Origin of the sequence: Sphingomonas panaciterrae (assembly GCF_036890205.1) — a bacterium.
GTDB classification, from domain to species: Bacteria; Pseudomonadota; Alphaproteobacteria; order Sphingomonadales; family Sphingomonadaceae; genus Sphingomonas; species Sphingomonas panaciterrae.
This window is the reverse complement of sequence record NZ_JAKNQR010000009.1, coordinates 16,257-40,474: the sequence shown is the minus strand read 5'-3', so window position 1 is coordinate 40,474 and position 24,218 is coordinate 16,257. Positions and strand designations below refer to the sequence as shown.

Genomic DNA, 24,218 nt, shown 5'->3' with positions numbered 1-24,218 from the left:
GAGCGAGCCGGATCGGACCGTGACCACCCAGGGGTTTCGAAGCTTTCGGCGCTGTTCGAGCGACGAGAGTTCGAGTTCGGCGATCGCCCACTGCTCACCGGAGGCCAGCGTTTTGGCGTCCGTGATCTCCCGAGATGGTCCTGGCGGCACGGAGGCGTTCACCGGATCCGCGTTGATGACCAATCCGCCGAGGGTCGGATAGACGAGCCCGACACCCGTTTCGGGGTGCTCCAGCTCGTTGAGGAACACCATGTCTGCGCCGTCGCTTCCGCGCCGTGTCAGCGTCAGGCGGCCGACGACGCGGACGGGACGTCTGGCGGGCATGTCCCAGGCCGCCCGCAACTCGTCGAGCAACTCTTCGGGCTTCCGGGCCAATGCCGCGGCGATCGCCTGCTCGTCGGCCAGCGACAGCTCCCTGTTCCGCTGCTGCGTCGCGCCGCGTCGATCCGCACCTGGCAACGTGCCCTGCCGCCCACGGGAGAAGGACGGAAATCTCCCTCCGTTAATTTGTCTTCCATCGGTCATATCAGGCCGTCCTCGACGGCACGAAGGAGACTCGAGACACCCTTGCCCTGCGCATAAACTAGCGGTCGCGCGCCACGGTGCTCTCGGATAAAGTCCGTTGCGGCGTGTTTGGACGCCGACCATGCGATCACGAACAGATCACTATTCTCTGCAAGCGCCCGTAGCTTTGCGGTTCCGCCATGATCCGCACTGCAATCAACTACGCAGTCGGCTATACCCTCCAGAGCGACCTTGGCCTGTCGGCTAGCCGCCTCAACGAGACTGTAAAGCGCGATGCGCTTGCCGCCGAGCCGCGAGCGCAGATCGTCAACGGCCTCACTCGGCTTCTCGAGCGTGAAGCCGGCCAGATCCCAGCCAAACTCCTGGGAAAGGCGCCGCAATGCCTCGCGTTGCAGCTTCGACAACCGGCCCTGAATTGGCGCGAGGCGGGCGAGCACACGGTGAACCAGTTGGTCCCGTGCCTTTGGATCCGGGGTGGCCGCGCGCATGAACGCTTCGACGACTTCAAACACCCAATAGACCATGGCCGCTCCGAACCCTTCACCTGCGAGTTCTTCGGCATCCGCGACGAGATCGCGGTAACCAGCGGCGCCCGTGCCGATCGCCAACATGGCATCAAGCAAGACAAGGCTGGAGTCGTATACGGTCGATGCGCGCCCGACCCCCATCGCCAGCAGTGTCAACAGGCTGGCGTAGACAGGCCTAAAGGCGACGTTAGGAAAGTCAGGATCGCGCTGCAGCGCTGCTACAATATAGGGCAGCGCCTGAGCTGTTCGCTCCGCGGCTAAGGGATGGCTCTGCGCGGCATTCAGGCTCTCAATCAGTCCCGCAACGTTGACCGGATCGCGGGCGACCTCTCCCATCGACCATTCTTCCGATCCATGACGGGCGAGATCGAGCGCATTGGTGAAGTCAGGCTCGACGGCTCGCTCGAGCCAGTCCTTCCAGGAGGCCGGCAGGGTTGCAGCGCCACTTTCCTCTTCCAGCGCCCGGATCGAAGACCTAAACGGGGCGAGTTGTATTAACTCATGCCTTTCGGCCTCGCTCAATCGGGAGAGCGCCGCGAGGGCGGCAGCCATGGCGTCGACGCTGTCGACACCGTCGTTAGCAACGACGCGCTCGCGCGCATCGTCCAGCGACGTCTTGGTGTGCCCAGGCTTGATGGGCGCCACAATCATCAGGCCAGCGAGCCATCCCAGTGCCTCAGGATGCTCCGCCGCGGCTCGCACGAGTTCTTCATCCCCGCCCAGCAGCGCTTCGGTCGCAATCAGCCGCCAACCGCCGTCGCGCAAGGACGAAGGCAACGGTTTGGTAAGCATGGGAAGGGCTAGCGCGCGGACGCGCTCGCGATACGCCTCCGTGACCGCGTCGACATCTCCGGTTGTGAAGGATTGTTCTAGAAGCGTCCGATACAGAGCTTCGAGCAGGAGCGCCGTGGTGAGCGGCGTACGTCGCGCGCGCACGAGGTTCTCGAAACCCGGAAGGTTGAGTATAGCCTCCCACTCGTCGAAGGCGGCGTGCAGTTGTACCTGCAACGCCTTCAGATTGAGGGCGTCAAGCCGCAGTTCGCTACGCAGTCTGGCGAGAGTGGAGGCTGCGGCCTCGCGCCTTCCGACATTGAGGTGGTCCTGAAAGCGCGCCAGCATCCAACTGGTCGGCTCCGGTGCCGCTCGGTTGCGTCGGGGGGCGCGCGCGAAAGTGTCACGCGCGCGCAGCACGGCCCGCAGCGCTGCCTCACGATCCGGTACGCGCTCGGGAAGATCAATCGAGGCGGCGACTAGGACCCCGGCGGGGGCGAGAAGGGTGGCCATCTCGACGCTCAGCGCATTTTCCGCAGGCATGCCGTTGAACGAAGTCAGCGTTGGGCCAGCAAAGGCGAGCAGAACCGGGCTGAGCCGCCTCCAGTCGCTCGGTGATGCCGCCGCGACCAGCCGAAGTGCCTTACCGTCTTGGTCGGGGATGATGGCGCCAGGAAAGTCGGGGTCGCTTAGTGTCTCCAACAAACTGCGGCAGTGCCCGTCGACATCCGAGGAGTACGCGCTCCCACTCGCGAGCGCGATAACGGCGGTTGCCACTTCACGCGATGTGTCAAGATCGGCAGCGATCATGAGAGCAACTCGCTCCACTGTAGGTCAAGTTGCTCGGCTTGTTCGGCAATGGCTGCTGGATCGGTTCGCAAGGTCAGGTGCTCACCATTCACGGAGATGCCGCTTCGCGTCAGGTTCATAGATCCACTCAGGAAGAAATCTTCGCCAAGAAGCCCCTTCGCGTGAAAGTCCTTGCCCACTCGCCAATCGATCTGATCGCCGTGGTGAGCCTTCAGGCTTTGCAGTCGCGCGATGAAATAGTCGTTGTGTGCGTGCTCGCGGATAATCAGCCGAACATGCGACCCGCGGGCAAGTAGGGCATCAAGAACCCGCGACAGGCGTATAGGTGCAGAGGGCCAGTCGGGCTCGATTGCCGCAAAGCGGCGTGTCGAGTTGTCGAGCAGTTCAACGTCAGAAATCCACGCAAACGTGAGCCAGAGTCTTGGACTCGGGCTAAGCAATTCGGCTACGAACAGCGTCTGCAGTAGATCGCGTAATGCACGGACCTGGGCGGGGCCATGAAGGTCTCGGGAAGATGTCATTATCAGCCATGCTCCCGCAGCACGAGATCAACCTGAATCCGCTGAGCGCCGCGCTCGACCCTTTCGACGGCCGGGAAGAACTGCAGCACGCCAACGTCGACCGGCGTCGCCCCGAGTTGGACGAGCGCCGCGCGAAGGGCGCGCGCCTGATCCGGTAGAGCCACGAGGCGGCAGCCACCCTCCTCTTCCAAGGCGGCGAGCAGTTGCTTTCGCCACTGGGACGAAGAGAGCTCGACCTCCTTTACCCGTCGGCGCAACAAAAGGTGGCGAACAACCGCGGGGTCCGTCTCCCGCGTTTCGCGATACGGATGGTATGATTGCAAGCTGGTACGTCTCACTTCGGGCTCACGCGGCCAGAGCATGCCGACGACGGCGGAGTAGACGCCCACCTGCGCCGCCGCTGTCGCCGACATAGAGACGTTTAAGAATTGACGGACCCGCGCTGACCATTGCTCATCGCGGCTGACGACATAGGCGAATTCTCGAACGCCAATCGCGATCGCATTCCGGCCCTCTAGTTCGTCCCAGAACATGGTCAGGCCTGCGATCAGTTCGTCGAGTTGCGTACTCCCGCCCGGCCGAAGCAAGCGACTGCTGAACGCAACTGCCAGGGCGTGACTCGGGTCGACCCCGCCGCGCTGGACGAGCAAATGCGACAGCTCCCGCCAGATGGTCGAACTCTCCAGGTGGGACGAGGTGCCGCGAAGACGGGACAGTGACGCGCGAACCTCCGAATCTACGATCGCGAGTTCGACAATGCGTCGCAGGCCGGCGTCGACAAGCTCTAGGTCTGTAGGTGCCAGCGATGCTTCGACCGCATCAAAGAAGATGTTTGGTTCGCTCGCAAACGTCTCAGCAAAGGACTGCAGGGCCCCTGCACCGCCAAGAGTGGTCTCGGTGATCCAGATGGTCGCCGTGCCGGTTTCGGGATCGTCGCGGAGATCGAGCAGTAGGTTCTCCAACGTCGCCTGTCTTGGCGCAGCGGCAATGCAGGCCTGGAGCATCGCTTGGCCGAGCGTTTCTAAAATCAGTCGGCGCAACCATCGATTGAAAGCTGATATCTTGGGGTTGGCGAACTCGGACGCGATCGATCGTAGTCGCGTACGCACCTCGGGCCTGGCAACATGACAGGCTAGCGCCTGCTGCAGCCGGCCGGCGGCACGCTGAGTGGCTGGCAACGCCGCGCCATCATCCCCTTCGTCGGTCTCGTCTCCGTCGTCCTCGTCTTCGCCGTCCTCATTACCTTCTTGCGGAGTTGATCCTCCCGGCAGACCGGTGCCGAAAAACTGATCCATGACGCTCTGCAGAGTGGCATCAATGTGTGCATCATCGAGAATGCTTTCCGCCTCGGCCGGCGCGTTTGCGGCCAATACGGCGCAGAGGGATTGAAAGAGCCAGTCACGCTGGAAGCGATTTATGTCTGCAGGCAATGCTTCGTCGGAGCGGAAGCGCTCGCGCAAATAGGCCAGCTTGCATTCCGCGAGCAGCTTAGGGGTGAGCAGTTCCGCGCCAAGCCGGTCGTCCGGTGGCAACGTGAGGTCGAGGCTGAAGCCATCAACTTCCAGCTCAAAGCCGATGGCTGCCGGCCGGTCGTCGTCGCTCCGGAAGCGGAGTTCTACCGGAAACTCGTCCTGCAGTGTCCTGACGGTTGCCGATGAACTCGGGGCGAAGCGGCGCACACCAGCACTCGCGCGGAACCGGTGTAGGTAGAAGTCGACGCCCGCGACGAAAGGCCGCCATGGCGAACGGGGTGTGACCGGCACGCTTAGCGGATCGCCGTTAGCCACGATGTCAGTTTGCCAAGACAGGCGTGCATTGCTGCTCGGCAGCGCCTCCGTCCGCGCAACCTTGGCCAGCCGCACAGTCCATGGTCGGAAAACCAGTAGCGGCTCGGGGGCGGCGCAGTCGTTGAACCTTCCAGTGAACTCGCCGACGAACTGATGATCCTCGGCATAGTCGCTGATTCGACGCTCCTGAATCGGCAGGGCCGGATCCACCGGCACCCAGTGAGAAAGGCCGCCGCGCTCGAATGCGAAGCGCCGCGTCACCCGCCCTGGCGCAAGCTGCTGGACCGCCTGGAGCACCGGCATCGCATCGGTGCGCCAATCGTGATTGACCGTGGCCGGCGGTACGAGAATGCGAACCTCCGGAAGGCTGAGATCGCTGAAGAGGTTGCGCGGGACGAAGTCCGGCAGCGGATGATATGGTTCGAACAAATCGGAACCAACGCCGTTTTCAGGAAAGGCCAAGCGCCACTGCCGGAACAGCCGCCGGACCAGTGTCGGCGCCACCTCTAGCAAGAGAGATCGCGGCGCTTCCCACAGCAGAGATTCCACGGTTTCGGCATCAACCGGGAGCGCACCGGCGAGGTGCCGGCGAAGACTGGCGATGGTGGCTTCGTCGCCTTGTACTAGAGCGCCGAGCCGTGCCTTAACCCGCTGCACGACGGCGGTAACAGCGGGCGTTGGCTCCTCTATGGGGCGGCTCAGATAGTCCCAGGCCCAAGCCTTATCGTATCCTGCAACCTCGTCCGCCAGCCAATCAAAGAAGGCGAATGTCGCCTGCATTTTTAGGACATAAGGGTTAGCGATCGGCAGATACTGTGGGTCGAGAGCCGGGTCGAAGAGCCGCTCGTAGGATTGGTACAGCACTCGATCACGACCATAGTCGGAAAGGACAGTAAGCGTGAGCGGCCGCATTCGTCTATCACGCCCGGCACGTCCCTTGCGCTGAAGGAACGATGCCATGCCTCGCGGCGCCTTGTGCTGGATCACTGCCCCGACCTGGGGATCATTGAAGCCAACCTCAAGCGCCGCAGTGGCGACAACGATGTTCGCGCCGGCGACGACACCCGCGTCCTGTGACGTTGTCCGACCCACGATCAGCCGCTGGTCAAGCGCGTGCCCGATATCCTCGCAGACTCGCCAGCGCTGACCCTCGAGATCACGGGCACGATCATCTTGCCCCGCCGCCCTGAGAGCAGCGAGGGGCTGTCGCCCCGCGTCAGGCTTGCCGAAGATCGTATAAGCTTCGGCATCCCTGAGATCATCAAACAGGCGATTGGTGACGTCGAGATCGTCGGTGAACAGGAAGGCACGCCTGCCGAACGCGTGCGATGCATCCGCCTTTTGCGGCGGGTCGAGCACGCGCGACACCAGCATTGATGTCTGGATCGTGGTCGACAGCAACGACGCCCGTGACGCGGGATCGCCGCGCAAAAGTATCTGGTACTCCGCGCCAGCCTCGAGCATCTCTTCTGCGAGCGGGCTCACCTCAACTACGCGATCCGGAGACGCGCCAGTCAAATCGGCGAAGAACCGCGCAGCGTCGCCGAGGGTTGCTGAGAGACCCACCCAGTGCACCGGTGCGCCCAAGAGATGGCGCCACCGCCTGAGTGTCAGCGCCGCCTGGGCCCCGCTGGTTCCCTCATAGGTATGAACCTCGTCGAGGAGCGTCAGGAAGGGTTTGCGAGAAGAGCCAACGCCGAAGACGCTCCGCGTCCAATGGTCCGACAACCGCTGGTTGAGGATCTCCGTTGTCGTGAAGAGCAGGTCCGGTGGTTGCTGCTGGATGCGCTGACGGGTGAGCGCGAGGTGTCGCTCGTCGGCCGCGGTTCCGCAGCCTGGTCGCGCGCACTCAAGGCGCTCCTTGCCGGCGTCCAGGTCGACCTGTCGCCAGAGCATTTCGGCCTCGCAGGTCGGACAGCGCATCCAAGGACATGCCCAGTCGCGCCCGCGCCGGATCCAGTCATGCGCCTGTACCTCCTGCACGCTCGCGCGGCGTGGCGTCGCCCTGAACAGTGCCCCGATCCGCAATGGCCGCCGACCCTTGCTCGCGAGCGCGCCGTCGATTGACCGCGCCATGCGGAACGCCTCGGCAAACTGGTCCTTGAGCAGTTCGACGCGTGGGTAGATGGCGAGCGCCTTGACCCAATGCTCTGGGCCGATTGCCTCACCGATCGAGAGCATCGCAGGAAGATAGAAGGCGATCGTCTTCCCGCTTCCTGTCCCAGCGGTGACGATCGTCCCACCGTCGTCGACCAACTCGGATAGACGCAGCGTGGCCCGTTCCTGGAACTTGGCGAGGCGTAGGCCGGCTCTATTGGTCAGAGCATCCCAGATCGCTCGTCGCACTTCTGTCGCGGCTAGCGTAGATCCATGATCGCTAAACAGAGCCTTCGGATCAACGTCGCGTCGCGGAAATCGACGCGGGCGCCGGTCGATCCGAAAGTCGGCAACCAGGCGCGGAGCGCCTTGCCACGGCTTATTGGCGAAGAGTTGGCGATTAGCCGCAAGCAGGCGAACGGCTTCAGCGAAGCGCGATCTATAGTAACGCCCGCCCGCCATCGCAACGTGCTCACTAAGCAAACGCGCGTCAATCAACTCCTCAAGCGCGTCCTCCGCCCGATCCTCGGCGTCGAGCAGCGCGAGAACCTCTTGCTCGGTGGCGCCACCGCCAGTGAAGCCCCATGCTAGGGAACGCATCTCCAAAGCTTCGACACGGTCGAGCAGCGCCAATGCATCGTTTGAAAGATCCACGCCGCAGGTCACCCGATTCTGATACGAAAGGCACCGAGAAGATCACGGGATGCCAGCCAGTCACGCACCTCCTCGGTTAGCAGGGACAAGGAAGCACCCATTTCCGAACCGGAATTCCTGATGAAGGCGATGACCGCGCGCGGAATGCCATCAGCCGTCAAATCCGCCCAGGCTGCACGATGCTCGGAGACGAGTGTTGCAAGGCGTAAAACAGCAGCTTCCGGGTCGCTCGGGGCATCCGCTGCAAGCCTCGCGACCTCGTCACGGAGGCGGCGGATGCGTACCACGCCCGACCGAAGCTGCGGTAGCCGCGCTAGAGCCTCGAGTACCTCGTCGGAGCCGCCAGGTCCGTTCTCCGCTACATGACGCCGCCACGCCTCGATGAGTGCTTTGTTCGCCGCGGCGGCGACCCCGCTCACCCGGTCAGCAAAGTCGTAGCGGAAATTGAACGGTGGGTCGGCCAAGCCGGCAGGGTTCTCTGCCGCTATTGTGAGCAGGATCTCCGCCTTCTCGACAAGCGCTTCCACGTTCGCCGGAACGAAATCGACCGAAATGCCAGCGGCCGTGAAGCGATGAATGGCCGCTTTCGCCTGGACGATCAGCGTCGCCGCCTGCCCCGCCTGCACCGCCCTTGTCCGGAATTTCTCCGCCTCGTTGGCGGCCGCCTTAAGTTGCTGGTACCGAGTGATCTTGTCGGCAAGGCCAGCGGCACGCTCAAGCAGCATGCGCGGTCTCCTCTGCTGTCCTCATCCCCTTCAGACTCTCGACAATCCCCTTGAGCGACTGCTCGACAGCCGCGACGTTAGTCGCCACGTCCTGCGCGGCTGCCGCCTGATCGCCACCAAAGCTCTCGAGGTTCTGCTCAACTGCATCGAGGAACGTCTGTGTGGCACGACGGAGCGCACTCCCGGCAGCAACGGCATTGGCCCGCCCGCGTCCGTAGCTTGGTAGTATCGCCAGCGCATCTTCGGCCTGCGCGATCGTGCGCGATACGGCGAGGGCGTCATCGAAATAGGCCGACCCGAACCGTTCCAAAGCCTCGTCGAGAGCGCGCGAGGCATTCTGCGCGCCGATACCGGCGTCTAAGGCAGCACGTCTGGCCGCGGTTACCGTTGCAACGATCGTCCCGCGGGTGGAGCCCGCTCCGAACGCTCCCTCCATTTCTTCCCGCCAAGCCGATCGGACCGACTGCTCGGCTCGGGTCGCCGCTTCCAAGCCGGCTTTCACGTCCCGATACAGCTTGGCCAAGCTGCTCTGATCGTCGGCAGGAGGCTGCTGATTGAGGCGCCACTTGGCCGCGCGTAGGCTTCGAACGGGACCGAGCGCCCGGCGTGGGTCGAGCATCGACCCGGCCTGTCCCCCCTTCATGCTCGATATCTGTGAGCGTGCGATCGTGACCATGTCCTCTCGCTGCTTCACGATCTTGGCATAGAGGCCGCGCAGGTCCGGCGCACTGGCCGCGGGATCCTCAGCCCAACCAGCGAACGCCGCGTCAATGACGTCGCCAGCGGTCGCGTTAGCCCGGATCTTCCCTCCGATCGCAGCGCCAACGGCGAGGAGATGAAGCGCGGCGGTCGCTGAGCTCCAGTCTGGCTGCGGCGCAGTGAGCCGCCGCAACTGAGAAGCGACCTCCGCACACCATTGCTCCAGTTGATCAAGGAAAGCACCGAGCGCCCGGTCGCCGCCGGGAAAGTCCCACCGGAAGTCGCTTTTCGCCGCACGTAGCAACCCTTGGAGCGCCTGACCCGTCTTCGGATCGGCGTCGATCTCAAGTTTGACCTGAAGATAGCCCGCCGCCTTCGTCGTCTGCCTGACGAAGCTGATGCTTGTCCGCTGGAACGGCCGGCCTGACTGGCCTGCGAAACTGGTTCGGGCGAGCCCGAGCATGTCCCAATCGAGCGCCTCGACAATTGCGGGGAAGAGCGCTTCGCGCAACCGGCCGGCAACGGCCTGGTCGAGCCCACCGCCTCGAATCCAACTTTCGATCGCGGTGTCGTCGGGACTGGCCGACGGGGCCGGAGCCGGTGCTGGCGCCGTGACGGATTTCGGTATAGAATTTTGCGCCCCAATGCTGACATCCGGTATTTCTGGAACCGAGAAGGCCTCGCGCAATGAGGCCGGCGGGTTCACGATTGTGCCCGTGCCGTCGTAGAGTTCGAGCAAAGCCGTCCACCGGCCCGCTTCGCGCGCGTCCCGGCCTTTGAGCAGGTTCTCGGACGCGAGCGTGAGGTTCTTCACACCGCCGAGCTTCTCGAGCAACCGCTGCGGCGGGTATTCGCCCGCTTCGATGGTCGGCGCGAAGGTGTCCAGCACCTCGACGAGCAAATTGTTCTGCAGCACGCGGGGGTTGAGGCTTGCCGGCAGCGACTGGTCGGCCCGGCCGGCGCCGATCCAAAGGGATCGCTCGGTGAACGGGTAGAGGCCGTAGCCGTCAATCTGACCGAAGGTCGGATGACATTCTGGCCTATACGGGCATTCGTCACACCGCGACGGTGCTGCGTCGCCCGGTCCAGCGCTGAGACTCCATTGCTCGATGCGCTCTCTGCCGAGCCGAGCTGCATTCAGGTAACGCGCTGCAAATTCCGCTAGAGAGGACGGCGTGACTGCCTGGCCCGCCGCTCGACCAGCCGATCGATCCATGTCGACGATGTGCGTGGTGCGCATATAGGCGGTCTCCGCGACGCTCGCGAAGAAGCCGGTCGTGACCGCAATGGCGGTGCGCATGCGGCATTGCCGCTCGTCTCCATGCGACGTGATTGCCTGCAGCAGCGCGCGATCAATTCCCTGGAGACGCGCGAACTCCTCGACGAGCAGAACGAGTTCGCGTCCCTGTTCCTTGAGATAGGCGCGCAGCCGCGCCATGAGTTCTTCGATCCGATCGCCTGCGAAGCTCAGGGTCCGAGCGATCGCCTTGTCGAGATTGCGGTTGATGATCGCGATGGCGACGGGAAGGTTTACGGCCTGGTCAAGTTCGATGAGTTGGATGGCGTCCTTGGCGAGCTTGGTCGCATGAACGAAGTCCATGCCGCCAAGCGCGAGATCGTCGGGACCGAAGAGCCGCCGCCGGTCCGGCCTGTCCTTGGCGTTAGACTCGGCAAAGATGTGGTCGACGATCTCGCCGACGACACCTCCCTCGCGCAGGAAATGCTCCTTGCGCATATAGGGATCTTGCAGAAGGTCGGGGATGCAGCGAAGCAGTTCTTCTTCCAACTCGTCGCCGTCCCGGCCAAGGACATCTTCACGAACCGCCTGCGCGAGGTGGTTGAGAAGCTCGTGCTTGCGGCCCTCCCGACCCATCGCTCCGTCGCCGGCGGCGTTGAACGTATCGAGGAACGTCTGTTGCTGATCGGCTGGAAGCTTGCCGATGATTTCGCGAACGATAGCCCGCAGGCTGGTGCCCGATTTGCGCACGACCAGAACCATGCGCCGCGCGTCTTCGCGGACATGGAGCCGCATCCAGTGGACTAGGTGGGACTTGCCCGAGCCTGTCTCACCCAGGATCGCGGCCAGCGCGTGCGGCCTGTCCTCGCGCAGAAAGTCATCGAGAAAGGCCGGCGGGGTTAGTTCTGCCCAAGCGGCCTCGCCGACATCTTGAAACGACTTGCCGGCCGGCGTCGCGACCTGGAGCGGCCAGTCCGTGTGAACGGCCTGAAACAGGCTGTCGGGCATATGTTCGGCAAACGGGTTGATGATCTGGCGCACCGCTGAGGGTGTCCAGCACAGGAAATTGCGCATCACTTCTTGCCCCGCCGTACTCTGCTGACCCGCACCGTTTCGCTGCCATAGTTCAGGATGCGCGCGCGAGCGTCCGCCACGCTTTCTAACCTGATCGTCCCGCGCTCGCTCAATCTTAGCAACGCTAGGCTGGTCGCGATTGAAAGATTGTCCCGGTCCGCCGAGGGAGCGGCGCGGGCGTTCTCGACCGCGGTTCGAGCCGCGCCGTCTTCGAGCACCGGCAGTGTGGTGGCCAGCGCGGCTATGAACTGCTCGATTTCGAGCGCGTCGGCACCGTCGAATACCTCGGGCAACGCTTCGTCTATGGCCCTAGTCGGGTCGGGCACGACCCGCCTGGACGAACCGTGCCCTACGAAGGTGGCGTAGCCAAGGTAGCGCACCCACCAAAGAAAATTTCGATAGTTGTCCGCGTTTGTGAGTTCGGTAGTGGAGGCAAGCTCGCCAATTTCCTCGGACAACAGTCTCTGGGGCGCCTGACTAAATTCGAGTGGATGGCGCGGATCACGCCCTAAGAACCACGCCAAAGCGATGGCGAATGCAGCATGTCCTGCTGCCTCGGCGCGTTCGGGAGAGAGCAGAACATGGCGCATGAAGCTGCGAAACTCGGGTTCTCGGTCGCCCCCCGCGGTCTTTCGGCGCGGCACGTCTCCGACCATCAGACGACCGTCCGCCTCATTCACCAGGCCGAGCCGCCTCGCCTCTTGAAGGGTCTGGTTGAGAATGGCGCTCGAGGCCTCACCGGTTTCTCCGCCACCCCGGCTCGCAAGCGATGATGGGGTGGCCCAGGAGGCAAATCGATCGCGCGTCTCGCCATTCTCGCTATCGGCGAGGGAGGCGTACACAGCGAATAAGCGGCTCGGGACGGCCGGCCAGGTGGTAATGATGCTCATGCGGCGACCTTTGCTTGGAGTTCGTCGAGGGTAAGCACTCTGCCGCCGAAGACGTCGCGTAAGAGATGGCCGCTGGTCACACGATAGCCTTCGGGCATGATCAGGATGCGGGCACGCTGCTCGGCCGCCGCCCATGCCGACTCGCCGATCCGCTCGCCCGTGCCGACGAGCACCAACTCCGGCCCCGCGGGCAGACGGGCATGCGCCAGCGACGGAGCCTTGGCGACGAAGAGCACCTTGGTTTGCGACACGCGCAAGACCCGATCCATGTCGAAGGGCGGCTCGCCAATTACCACCACCTTTGCGAGCCCCTGACGCTGTAGACGCTCGACCGTGTCGCCCAGCCGGCGAGAGACGCCGCGTCCGATGTCGTCTGGATCATAGACGACGAGCAGTCGCCCATCCGCGCCCAGCAAGCGCGCAATCAGCGGCGGCTGCGGCAGCCGCCAAGGCGCGAGCGGCTCACCGGGGCTCGTGGGGCGATGGCGCTGAGATGGATCGGATCGGCAGATGGCGCACCGGCTGCATGAAGAGGCCACCCGATCGGCGCCGTAAAGCTCGGTGAAGATCTCGGCCGGGCAACCACAATTTCGGAGGAACCGCCTCATCAGATCGAGATTGCGTTCGCTGGACGCCTGGGCGGACTTGCGGACAGGTTCGACGCGTTCCTCCCAGACCGAGCGTTGCAGATGACCGTCGTCGAGCAGTTCGACTTCCAGCCAATCGCCGGGTTGTTCGAGCGCGGCCTGCGGTGCGCCACGCAGGCGCAGCAGGCCTGCGCGCGCCATCAGAGCGACGGTCCGGAGGTTCCAATCGGCGTTCCGGTCGCCGGTCATGTCAATATCCGCTTCACTCGCGCCCGGACTGCCATCGATCCGCACAGCGATCACGCGATCGCCCAGCATCTGCTTGCCGCCGAAGAGGCCGCCCCAGCGCTCGAGGCCGCGATCGATGCTGATCACCATCTGCCGGTTGATCCCCTCGGCGGTGGCGAAGTCCGAAGGAGCCGGGACAATCAACGAGAGAGACGCGCGGCCGTCCCGTCCTCCCCGCCCGACCTCCTGGTAGAACCGGTCGAGCGTTTCAGGCACGCAGGCATGGATCACGCTCCGTGCATGCGGATAGTCGATACCGAGCCCGAACGCTGATGTGCCGATCACAATGTCGATGTCGCCGCGACGCCACTCCGCGACAATACGCTCGCGCGCCTCCCGCGTCGTCTTGCCGTGGAGCATGCGCAAGCGTCGAAAGCCCGCGTCCTGAAGCTCGCGGCGCCAGTTCTCGGCATGCTCGACCTGCGTGACATAGAGGACGACCGGTCGCGGCGCATGGTGAAGGGCCTCGAGAACGCGGGCAGTTCGTGCGCGTTCGTCGGCTTGAGCAATCCAATAATCCGGCTCGGGCCGAAGCTTGACCGCCGCGATGCTGGCGAACTCGCCACCGGTCCCGAACAGCGCACGCAGGGTCTCAAGCGAGGAATCCGTGAGTGTTGCGGACAGAAGAAGCGTACGCGGTTGCCGGCCGCCAGGCGCGAGCGCATGCAATTCGCGCTGCAACCCGCTCAGTTCTTGGAACTCAGTTCTGAACCCCGTCCCCCACTGATCAACCAGATGAGCTTCGTCGACCACGATCGCGCGCAACTTGCCCGCCTCTGCGGCCTTGCGAAGGGCGCTCCGCAGCGGCTTGCATGCCGCCTCCGGCGACACGAAGCAGAGTCCCTGGGTCCCTTCGGCAATGCGTTGGGCGATCGTTGCGTTTGCCGCGTCGGCGCCCCCCTGATAGGCCAAGGGGGGCGCTAGGCCGCATACGCCGACTGCCTCTTCCTCGTGGTTGACGCCCAGCGCCACCGTTGGAACGATGACGAGCGTCACTCCCTGTCCGCTGCTCGACTCGTCACCAACAAAACCGAGAGCATGGGCGAGCTGGAAAATCATGCTTTTCCCCTCGCCCGTGGGCAACGCCACGACCAGAGTGCCACCCGGCGGAGTCGATAGCGCGGCGCGTACTGCAGCGCGCTGGCCGGGGCTCCGGTAGCTAGTACGGCCGATCACGCCGAGAAAGGGGTCGCCCTCGGATCCTTCTGCACCGAAGGTGCGACGGATCGCCTCGCCCGCCGCGGCGTCGTCGGGACCGCCGTGAGGAGCTGGCGCGAGCCAGTCTGGCGCCCATGCTTCGGCCTTGATGCGAACCTCGCCGCCAAAATTACTCCCGATCAGCGAAACGGCGCCCCAGTCCTCGAAGGTTCGAAGCTTCGGATGCCGTACGATGACCGAGGGACTGACCGCGAAAGAGCGTCTCGCATATTCGCGGCGAAGCGCCTGCCGCAGCAGTACAGCGAGATCGAGCGGGCTCGGATCGATCGGGGGCGCCGTCAACGCAACCCGTAGGCGCTCAATCGAGGGTTCGGCCGAAGCCGTCCACTCGGCTCCATCCCCCTCTCCGCTGAGCAGGAGCGTCAGCGCCTTGAATGCGTCGTGGTCGGACAGGTCAGCCATGCGTGCTTGCCTGATTGCGATCACGGGAAACCAAGAAGCAGCCCATGGCGTCGAGCCTGACCGTCGGGTTGGCAATCGCCGGCAGGATGGCTTCGAACGCCGCGAGATCGGCTCTAGCATCGCCGTCGCCCGCCGATTGCCGACGTTGCAGGCGTTCCCGACGGCGAGCGACTTCCGCCGTAGCGCTCCGCGTTCCTGCCGTGATTGCCTCGTTCAATGCCGGTTCGGCGAGAAGCCAATCGCGCGCGCGGTCACGCACTGATCGACACAAAGTCGCGAACTGGCCCGGTTCGACGACGCCAGCAAGGAGATGGGGGCGACTAGAGAGGTTGAGGTCTGGCGCTGCCCTCCCGGCATCGGCGCCAGTATAAGGTCGATCGAGAATAGCGGTCAGCTGGGGGTCGGTGACGATATCGCCGTCGGCGTCGACATGTACGGTATAAGCGCGCGGAGCTAGGAAGCGCTGCGCCCGCCTCACCTTCGCCAGTTCCGCGCGGCTCGGCGCGAAAAGATCGGCGATCGGAATGTCAGGTTCGACGACCAGGCAGAGCCGGAAGCCGAGCCACAGATCGCCCGTCCACTCCGGCGCGGTACGCCAGGTGATGAACGCCGTCCCGCGGTCGTCCCAACGAGTGAACCGCTCGGCAGTATCGATGAGCGGGGTGCCGGGTCGAAGCAGTGTCGCTTCAGGGTGGTTCGTCGCGATCCGCCGTCGCCAGGTGAGCGCCACTGAATCCTGCAGGTCAAATGCTTCGAGCCAGGGCAATTTCGGAATCAGCGTGTCTTTCGCGGCGCCCAGCTTGAACGGATCCTGTTCGGGCCATGCGTACGGGCGTTTCTTGAGCTGCAACGCTCCAACGAGCCACCGGTCGATGCCCTCCTCGAGCGCCGCCTCGTCCTCCTCGGCAGACTCTAACGCGTCGAGCAAGGCCTCCACTGGCTCCTCCGCGAGTGCGATCCTGTCGAGCGCATATTGTTCGTCCTGGGACAAGCGCTCGTCCTGGATTTCGGCGCGTACGGCCGCGGAAAGGTCGGCGACGCCCTGCGATCCCCGCTCGAGCAGTTCTCTAAATAGCCGCAGTTCAAACCCGTCTAGCAGGAACTGCACGTCGCTGAGCGAGCGATGGAAAATTCCCAACCCGCTGGCCAGGAAGTCGAACCAGCCCGCCCATGGGCTGTCTTCCTCATCAGAGGGCAGCACCACGCGATGGCGCACCATCGCCTGCCGGCGCCCGAAGCGATCGAGGCGGCCGATGCGCTGTTCTATCCGGGCGGCCGACAATGGTAGGTCGAGGTGGACGATCGCGTCCGCGCAAGCGAGGTTGAGTCCTTCTTCGCCGTTCCGATCGCAGATCAACAGGGCTGTCGTGCGTGGCAAGGTGAACCGCGCGACCGAAGCCTGATTAGGCTCATCGTCGCGGCCATCAAGAGCCAGCACCTCACAACGATCGAGCGTATCACCCAACGCGTGTCGGAATTCTGCCGCAAGCTCGGCTTCCGAAGCGAAGGCAACGATCTTGGGGTGGGCCACCCCTTCCGTTCTCAGGCTGCGAACGAGCCGGCGCGTGCTTTCGCAGGCAACCTCGACATCAGGGTCGTCCTCGGCCTCTTCGGCAAGTTTACGCAACCGATCGACAATCGTCTTCTCGTCGCTGGAAAGCGCAACGGCCGTCGATGCTACGGCCCACGTGAGGATTGCCGCCCGGCCGGCCGCAACCGCGCCAAGCAGGCCCGCATAGCGCCGGGCGGCCGCATCCAGCTTCACCTCTTCGCCCTGTGCAGCCTCCAGAACGCTGAACCGCCACTCTTCTAGAGTCGCGAGCAGCCGCTCGGTCCAGCCACCTTCGTCGGCTTCGGTGCGGACGTGAGGGAAGCTCAAGGCGCCGTCATCCGTAGGCCCGCGTGCAGCAAACTCCCAACCTTGAGCGTCGGCCCGTCGCGATCGGATCAGTCGCTGGTGAATTCGATAACTGTCGGCGACATGCGTCTTGAGCGCCGAGCACAGCTTCGGCAGGTCGTCTGGCGCGTCGCGGGTTGCCGCGACGAGTTGCGGCACGAGGTTGGCGATCACCGCATCGTTGGGGAAGAGCCGCTCCAGCTCAGAGGCGCGATGACGAAGCACCAACTTTGATCCGTCCGGGTCGAGCGCGAGCAGCAAGCGCCCAATTTCGCGCCGTCCCTCCAGCTTGCGCCTGAACCCATCGAGATCGTCCAAAGGGTGTGATGCGGGGTCGAGGAGGTTAAGCAGGGCGAGGAATCGACCCTCATCGCCCAGAGGTGGAGTTGCGGAAAGCAGGAGAAGAACAGGTGTCTGCTGCGCTAGCAAGCCGAGCCGCGCAGCGGATGGCGCGAGACGTCCTGTCTCGACCCCCACGAGGTGGTGCGCCTCGTCGATCACCAGAATATCGGGCGCTCGCTTTACCCGTGCCAGGTCAGGGTGCGCGATCACCTCGACATGGCCGTCGAACTGGTCGATCCTGAGCTTCGTCCTGAGTTCACCGCGCCACTGGTCGCACAGATGGGCCGGCACCACCACCAGAACGCTGGTGTCGGGCCGATCGATTAGATGCTGGCGGATGATGAGGCCGGCTTCGATAGTCTTGCCGAGGCCGACTTCGTCGGCAAGCAGATAGCGCTGGACGGGGTCGGTCAAGACCCGACGCACTGCGGCGACTTGATGGGGAGCAAGGTCGATACCGGCCGATACCAAGGCGGTCATACCCTGGGCTGCGCCCCGCAGTTTCAGGAGCGGCAGCATCGCCGCTTGCCGGCGATCATGAAGGAATTGGCTCTCCGCGCCGCCGTTTGCGAGCACCTCGGCCGGATTCTCGGGCGCGCTCCAAGGCCTGACATAGAGTGCAAGCTCGCTGAAGTCCGCCCGTTTGCCGTTCGGAAAGCGGACCTCATACTCGATCAGGCCATTGTCGCCCGCCAGGAAGTCGGCCACACGACCGACGCGGAAACGATCCTCCTCACGCACATAGACGCGGGTCTGTGGACTCAGATAAGCGCGCTCGAGTTCGGCCAGCGGGAAGCAGATAGTCTCCGATAGCGTGATTGACCGGAAGACGGTCGCCTTACAGGTTCCATCCTCGACTCCTTCAAGCTTCCCTACCCCCCTGCCTTGCGGCAGCGCGACCAACATGCCCCGATAAAGCACACGTCCCCCGACTGGCGGCCTTTTGTCAGCCGCAACCGGACCTTATCGTGAACTTTCTCACCGCCAAGTAAGAAAGCTGCAAATTAGTCTGCAGCGTGCTTAAACTCCGCCCAGCCTCGCTGGCGAAGATCGCAGGCGGGACAGGCGGCACAGCCATAGCCCCATTCATGCAACCGGTCACGCTCGCCCAGATAGCATGTATGGGTTTCGGTCCGGATCAGGTCGACGAGCGCGCTGCCGCCAAGGTTCTGCGCCATCTTCCAGGTCTGGGCCTTGTCGATCCACATCAACGGCGTGTGGAGCACATGATTGCTACCCATACCGAGATTGAGCGTGACCTGGAGCGACTTAAGCGTATCGTGGCGGCAGTCAGGGTAGCCCGAGTAGTCGGTCTCGCACATGCCCCCCACGAGATGGCGCAGATGACGGCGCGAGGCGAGTGCTGCGGCAAGCGTGAAGAACAAGAGGTTGCGGCCGGGCACGAACGTGTTGGGCAACCCGTCGTCGCGCAATGCTATCGCGGCATCACTGGTGAGCGCGGCATCGCTGACCTGACCGATGACCGACAGGTCGAGCATGTGGTCGGGACCCAGCTTACTGGCCCAGTCCTGCTTCAGGCCGACGACCTTGTCACGGAAGCTGGCGCGGCACTCGAGTTCGACGCTATGGCGCTGGCCATAGTCGAATCCGATTGTCTCAACTTGCTCGAAGCGGTCTAGCGCCCACGCCAGGCACGTCGCGCTGTCCTGCCCGCCCGAGAAGAGGATGAGCGCCCCATGATCGTTCATGCGGCCATATCCTCTCCCCAATAGTGACAGGCCTCACCGCTTGAGTCGCGGTACACGCCGACCTTAGCCAGGTTGGCGACGACTGGCTTAAGACGCTCCCAGATCCAGCGGCTGAGATTCTCCATCGTCGCGGGGCCGAGATCGTCGACCTCGTCTAGGAAACGATGGTCCAAGGCATCGCGGGCCTCCGCCATCGAGGCTTCGAGCAGTCCGAGATCGACAATCATGCCGGTCGCCGGATCGGGCCGGCCACGCACTGTCACTTCAGCACGGTAGCTGTGACCGTGGATGCGACGGCTCGAATCTGTCTGGATCGAGCGATCGAGGGTGTGCGCGGCGTCGAAGCGAAACTGTTTGCTGAGTTCAAACATCAGCGGATTCCGATCATTTTGTGAGCCTGGAGCGAGAGGCGCCAGCGCGGGTTGTCGGTACAATATTGGATGGCCGCAACCAGATTGGCGATGGCTTCTGAGCTGTCCATCGGCTGCAGGAAGAAGTGGTTGAAGGCGAGATCGGCAAACCTCTCGGGCAGGGCTTTTTCCTGCGGATAGACAAGCTTCAACTCGTCGCCGGTGGTCACGAGCAACTCGGCATCGGCTTTGGGCGAGACGCAGACCCAGTCCAGCCCGGCGGGAGGAAGTTGCGTGCCATTGGTTTCGACGCCAATTTCGAACCCATGCGTGTGGAGCGCTGCCACCAAGGCATCGTCGACCTGCAACAACGGCTCGCCCCCGGTCAGCACGACATAGCGCCGATCCCGCGACCCAGCCCACGCCGCTTCGATCGCTGCGGCTAGCGCGTCGGCATCGGGGAAGCGCCCGCCACCGGTTCCGTCCATACCAACGAAGTCGGTATCGCAGAAGGTGCACGCCGAAGCACTCCGGTCCTGTTCGCGGCCCGACCAGAGATTGCATCCACTAAATCGACAGAATACCGCAGCGCGGCCCATCTGTGCGCCCTCGCCTTGTAGTGTCTTGAAGATCTCTTTTACGGCATAGGTCATGAGCGCCCAGTCTCTCGCTCGAGCAGAGGCACGGGCACTGCCTTACGGCGGTTTCTCTGGTCGACTTTTACCAGTCCGACGAGGTAGTGTTTGAGGAGCGCGACGTCTCGATTGACATTCTGGAGCGAGTTCCAGCGCCGGACTTCGCCATCGAAGTTCCATTCACCGCTGGTCCAGGCAGCCTGGCCCTTTAGGCATTCGAGACCTTCGCGAAAGTCCTCGACGCTCCGAGCCTCGCTGCGCTGAGCGAGCACTTCCATGACGTCGCCCATCGCCTGGATACCAGCGCCGTGGAGCAAGCGCGAGGTGGCGGGTTTCTGGCCATGCCACGCATCGGGAAACGTCTTCTTCACCGCCTCGAAGAAGTTTGAAATCAGTCGGACGCTGCGCTCAACACCTTTGTGAGTGCGGATGATTTCACGCAGCACTCCATTGTTGAGCGACTCCATGATAACCTTCTGCATCACGGTATCCGCGATCATACCCTCGGGCGCGGTATGCTGCTTGATATAACCTTTGAGGGAGGTGTTCTCGAAGTTGAGGCGCGCAGTGATATCGGCCGCCGTCGATCGCCGATCGAGCCGCGGGGGCAGGTCGTCAACGGTGGGTAGCAGCTCGTAGATCAGCGACTTAGGCAGCGGCTTGGTGTTGTTGATCAGCACGAACTGCCGGCGCAGTTCCGCCTCGTCACGGCAGATTAGCGCGGAGACGAAGATATCGAAATCGCGATTCACCTCGCCCAGCGCGGTCAGGCGCTGCTGGCCGTCGACGACGAGGCCGGGGGCACCCCCGCTCACGTCGATTGACAGCTGCATGATCCCGCCTCCTTGGTCGACAATCGTTGCCCGTTCGGTGAACGCGACCACGATCGGATTGGGCAGGACCGCATTCGGCTTTTCAAGATAGTCGCGGATTTCGCGGATGTGCGCTGCGACCTGCGGCCGCTGGAAACCGCTGAGTTCGCCCTGAGCGTCCCGCCCGATGCGCTCGATAGTTGCAAATCGCAACACGTCGGCGGCACGCGCCACGAAGCTGAGCACGACATGTTCATCGCTCTGCCGCGCGCAGACGGCGTTGAAAATCATCGGGTCGGATAACGGCACGCTTCAGATCCAGTCGTTCTATATGGTCTTTGTAGATTGCGAGATTGTGGATCCCGCGGCGCTTGTTGCGGTTGCTTCCGCGAAAGATGATGACGTCGACGCCAGCGTCCCGGCAGATCGCACAGGGACATTTCTTCCACGGCCGGTCAGTGAGCGTTGTTCGATAGCGGGCCTCGAGCTTTGCGAGCGCGATCGAGCCTACGCATTCTTGATGCGGGCGCTCTTCGACCAGTGCTGCGCTGTAGACAAGCACGTGCCGAATCGTCTCTTCCAGATCGGCTTCCCCCCGGTCAAACGCGCGCAAGCTTCCCAAAGCGAGCGCCTCCATGTTCAGGAGATCTTCGGCGCGAAATATGCCCTTTTTCACGCTACGCTGAAGCTTAGGGTTCTCGATCGCCTGTGGCACGCGGATGGACGTGTAGTACCGGAGGCCGAGACCCTCCCCTGGCAAGTAGTAATTCTGCTTCGCGTCCTTGAAAGCGCGGAGCAGCGGCGAGGTCGTATCGAAGCTGGCGATGTCGTAACCATGAAAGCTGTCGATATCGTCAGCCTTGGCGAAGCCGAGAATATGGAGCTGCGTGGCGGACGGCACGGCGTCCCGGATAGCCTCGAGGCACAATTTTATCTCTGGCGATTTGAGCGGCACCATTCCGCCCAGCGCGAGATAGTCGTAGCCCATCGAGACGAGGCGCCGCGCGGCCTCAGCCATACTACCCGGCGACCAGCCCTGGACCACGCCCAAGGGCCTGAAATCCGAGCCCATCGCTAGAGCCTCGCGGCGGAAGCCATCGGCATTTTCGAGTGTGATGTCGAAGCGGTGCCGCGCGTCCTGCGTGCCGCCCGCAAGACCCGTCAGCGCCGGATCAAAATCGAAGATGATATGATCGACCGAGCAGCCATGGGTAAAACCGCATTCGTCGTAAAACTCGGCCATCTCCACCGGCGTATAGGGCGGTCGCTCCTCTTGGACGTAGGTGAAGGCCCCGCAATCGCCGAATATGTCGAGATGCGCGAACTCGGGTGTGTCGAGACGCAGGAACTTGCGCACGCCGACCAGGCCGAAGCGCCGCGCCTGGCTGGCGGTGTATTTGCCCTTGACGCGGTGATCGCCAACGATGCCGCGCGAGACCAGCACCCCGTCATAGGGTGCGTAGCCAAGGATTTCGTGCGGATACGCGTCGTCCCAATAGGGCTGGCGCTCGGCAGGACTCCGATCAGCGATGAAGTCAAAGGCGGGATCCACATAATCGAGGCTGTCGGCGAAGATGAACTTCATGGCGCGGTGCGCGCCAAGTCGCGCTCGAGATGGAAGAGATGATCGGTCAGCTTGGCAATATGCTGCGCGGTCGACTGGATGGCGTTCCACTCGAACCCCAGCCCCTCCCATTTACCGTCGGTCCAGCAGCAATGCGGCGCGAGTCTGCCAAGCATCTCGCGGATCGCCGCCGGCTTGTCAGTGGCGGCATCGGCGCGTAGCATCAGCGTGTCCATCAACGCGCCCATCGCGCGAATTCCGGCGGAGTGCATCAGGCGGCTCTCGGTTGAAGGACGTCCCCAGGCTTCGGGAAACGTGTCGCGCACCGCCGACCAATAGAGCAGCAGCGCGTCGTACATCGCTGCAGTATCGCTGCCCGCCCCGTTCTGGCGGAACTGTCCAAGCGCCCCAGCAGCGGTCTTGAGGCTCGCCTTCATCGTTTCAATGAGCGCTGTATCGGTGACGATCCCCGACCGGTCAGACTCACGCTTGATCATTCCATGAAAAGGCGATTTGGGGTCGGTATTGAGCGCTTCAACGAGAGCGCTCGGCACCTGCTTAGCCGCAAGATCGCGAGGCAGAAGAACGCTGACCTCGGGCAGGAGTTCGTTGATGAGCGCGGTCGGGAGCGGCTTCACCTTGTTCACGAGGATGAACTGCTCGCGCTGGATAGCGAGGGCGTCCGAGACGAAGCCGATCACGGGCACCGCGATGGTCGAGTTCTTGGCGGCGCTTAGCGCCATCGAGCGCTGCTGTCCGTCGACGATCCAGGCGGCACGGCGACCTTCGGGATAAACCGGTATCGACAGAGTCCCCGTCTCGCCGATTTCCGACGCGCTGTCGGGTGAGCGCCCGCGCGACCGCGAGAACTCGATCTCAGGGGAGAGTGCGAGGATTATGGCATTGGGAAAGAGCACCGGGCCGCTGTCGAGAAAAGCAGTGATGTCCTTCACATGGTCGCGGATCTCGCGGCGCTGAAAGCCCTTTAGCTCAGTGTCGTCGCGGCGGATGCGGCTGATGTCCGCAATCCTATTGATGTCGGCGCCTCGGAGAAAGAACGCGAAGACCCCCGTCCCTTCACCCTGCTCGGCCCTTACTGCCCGAATCTTGAGAATCCCGCGGGATGTCATGACCGTTCCTCCCGCACCTGCCGCGCTAGTGCGGCAAAGCGCGATTGCTCGCAGGCTACGCCGATATCGTCGCGGAAGACCCGCAGTAGCCGCGACGAGCTGCCCTTGGCCGCGTCCCAGTGATCATGCATTAGAGCCAGAAGCGCCGCGTCATCATGGCGGACGCGCTTGACCTTAATCGGCATCCGCCATTTGTGGATCGCAGCGGCTACCAAAGCCGCGTCGTCAGTCGCCGAACCAGCCAGCTGCAATCCAGTGAAATGGGCAAGCGCGCGCGAGGCGAAATCGCTGCGCGTGCCTCGGATGCTGCTATCAGGTCCGTCGAGACGGTCATCATAGGGCATCACCAGCGGCAAAAGATCCGGCGCGATGCGGCTTTTCGGCGCTCGTGTGAAGATCCGCACTCGGGCAAGCGCATCTGCGGGCAATGCCGCGATCTCTGGGGAGAGCATCTCCAGATAGGCGTCCGACAGGGCCAAGAGAATGAGCCCATTCGATCCCTCTACAGGCTTGGCAAGCGGTTGCGCGAATGGCGACCTTTCGCGCAGCTCGCCCCACCAGGCCGCGTGACTGAAGCCACTCTGTACCCGCGCGCGAACGCTGTCCGCGGCATCAACGCGGACGGTACAGCCATAGGCAGGGATCGCGGTGTCGGCAGCTATCAGTCCCAGCCCTGCCGATACGATCAAGAGACGTGCATCGAGCGCCTTGGCGACACCCGCAGCTTCCTGAAAGCCGCGGCCGCCATAAATATCGCTGGCCGGGTGGCGCTCTTTAGACTGTCCGAGCCGCGCACTCCAGGCCAGTGCTACGGCGGGCAAGGCGCCGTCGGCAATCGACGCCATATTGAGGCCGGCGGCGATCGGTTTACGCTTTCGAGTGGTACAACTGGTAATCACAAGAGTCACTTATGCCGCCTCTCGCTCGCATCCACCGGGACATTTATCTATAGAGAGGGAACGGCCGG

At 63.4% G+C, this 24,218-nt stretch carries 15 protein-coding genes; all 15 read right to left on the bottom strand.

From position 1 onward, the window contains the following. Nucleotides 1-521: 521 nt before the first annotated feature. The 15 genes from dpdD to L8F96_RS15720 all read right to left on the bottom strand — a co-directional run bounded on the left by dpdD (nt 522) and on the right by L8F96_RS15720 (nt 24,159). Nucleotides 522-2,633, bottom strand: a complete 2,112-nt coding sequence (gene dpdD / locus L8F96_RS15790) for a protein DpdD (RefSeq protein ID WP_334656616.1) — start codon at nt 2,631-2,633, stop codon at nt 522-524. Further along, nucleotides 2,630-3,154: a phospholipase D-like domain-containing protein DpdK gene (gene dpdK, locus L8F96_RS15785; protein WP_334656615.1), complete on the bottom strand. Its 525-nt coding sequence runs from the start codon at nt 3,152-3,154 to the stop codon at nt 2,630-2,632. The genes dpdD and dpdK overlap by 4 nt, the downstream gene beginning before the upstream one ends. 2 nt (nt 3,155-3,156) lie before the next feature. Then, nucleotides 3,157-7,704, bottom strand: a complete 4,548-nt coding sequence (gene dpdJ / locus L8F96_RS15780; RefSeq protein ID WP_334656614.1) for a protein DpdJ — start codon at nt 7,702-7,704, stop codon at nt 3,157-3,159. Continuing rightward, the gene (locus L8F96_RS15775) at nt 7,701-8,417 is read right to left on the bottom strand and encodes a hypothetical protein (protein ID WP_334656613.1); all 717 of its coding nucleotides are present in this window, start codon (nt 8,415-8,417) and stop codon (nt 7,701-7,703) included. Before L8F96_RS15775 ends, dpdJ begins: the two co-directional genes overlap by 4 nt. Beyond that, complete coding sequence (gene dpdH / locus L8F96_RS15770; RefSeq protein WP_334656612.1) at nt 8,407-11,427, bottom strand: protein DpdH; 3,021 nt, start codon at nt 11,425-11,427, stop codon at nt 8,407-8,409. The genes L8F96_RS15775 and dpdH overlap by 11 nt, the downstream gene beginning before the upstream one ends. Beyond that, complete coding sequence (gene dpdG, locus L8F96_RS15765; protein WP_334656611.1) at nt 11,427-12,317, bottom strand: protein DpdG; 891 nt, start codon at nt 12,315-12,317, stop codon at nt 11,427-11,429. The genes dpdH and dpdG overlap by 1 nt, the downstream gene beginning before the upstream one ends. Beyond that, nucleotides 12,314-14,812: a protein DpdF gene (gene dpdF, locus L8F96_RS15760; RefSeq protein WP_334656610.1), complete on the bottom strand. Its 2,499-nt coding sequence runs from the start codon at nt 14,810-14,812 to the stop codon at nt 12,314-12,316. Before dpdF ends, dpdG begins: the two co-directional genes overlap by 4 nt. Beyond that, complete coding sequence (dpdE, locus tag L8F96_RS15755) at nt 14,805-17,957, bottom strand: protein DpdE (protein WP_334656609.1); 3,153 nt, start codon at nt 17,955-17,957, stop codon at nt 14,805-14,807. The genes dpdF and dpdE overlap by 8 nt, the downstream gene beginning before the upstream one ends. A gap of 98 nt (nt 17,958-18,055) precedes the next feature. Further along, the gene (gene queC / locus L8F96_RS15750; protein ID WP_334656608.1) at nt 18,056-18,760 is read right to left on the bottom strand and encodes a 7-cyano-7-deazaguanine synthase QueC; all 705 of its coding nucleotides are present in this window, start codon (nt 18,758-18,760) and stop codon (nt 18,056-18,058) included. Next, nucleotides 18,757-19,131: a 6-pyruvoyl trahydropterin synthase family protein gene (locus L8F96_RS15745; RefSeq protein WP_066760005.1), complete on the bottom strand. Its 375-nt coding sequence runs from the start codon at nt 19,129-19,131 to the stop codon at nt 18,757-18,759. The genes queC and L8F96_RS15745 overlap by 4 nt, the downstream gene beginning before the upstream one ends. Then, complete coding sequence (queE, locus tag L8F96_RS15740; protein ID WP_334656607.1) at nt 19,131-19,763, bottom strand: 7-carboxy-7-deazaguanine synthase; 633 nt, start codon at nt 19,761-19,763, stop codon at nt 19,131-19,133. The genes L8F96_RS15745 and queE overlap by 1 nt, the downstream gene beginning before the upstream one ends. Then, entirely contained in the window at nt 19,760-20,848 is a 1,089-nt protein-coding gene (dbpB, locus tag L8F96_RS15735; protein WP_334656606.1) for a DGQHR domain-containing protein DpdB, read from the bottom strand. The genes queE and dbpB (L8F96_RS15735) overlap by 4 nt, the downstream gene beginning before the upstream one ends. Then, nucleotides 20,811-22,142 (bottom strand): tRNA-guanine transglycosylase DpdA, encoded by a 1,332-nt coding sequence (dpdA, locus tag L8F96_RS15730; protein WP_334656605.1) that lies wholly within the window; start codon nt 22,140-22,142, stop codon nt 20,811-20,813. The genes dbpB (L8F96_RS15735) and dpdA overlap by 38 nt, the downstream gene beginning before the upstream one ends. Continuing rightward, nucleotides 22,139-23,251 carry a DGQHR domain-containing protein DpdB gene (dbpB, locus tag L8F96_RS15725; RefSeq protein WP_334656604.1) on the bottom strand — a complete coding sequence of 371 codons (1,113 nt, stop codon included), beginning with the start codon at nt 23,249-23,251 and terminating at the stop codon, nt 22,139-22,141. The genes dpdA and dbpB (L8F96_RS15725) overlap by 4 nt, the downstream gene beginning before the upstream one ends. Continuing rightward, nucleotides 23,248-24,159 carry a hypothetical protein gene (locus L8F96_RS15720; RefSeq protein WP_334656603.1) on the bottom strand — a complete coding sequence of 304 codons (912 nt, stop codon included), beginning with the start codon at nt 24,157-24,159 and terminating at the stop codon, nt 23,248-23,250. The genes dbpB (L8F96_RS15725) and L8F96_RS15720 overlap by 4 nt, the downstream gene beginning before the upstream one ends. Nucleotides 24,160-24,218: the final 59 nt, after the last annotated feature.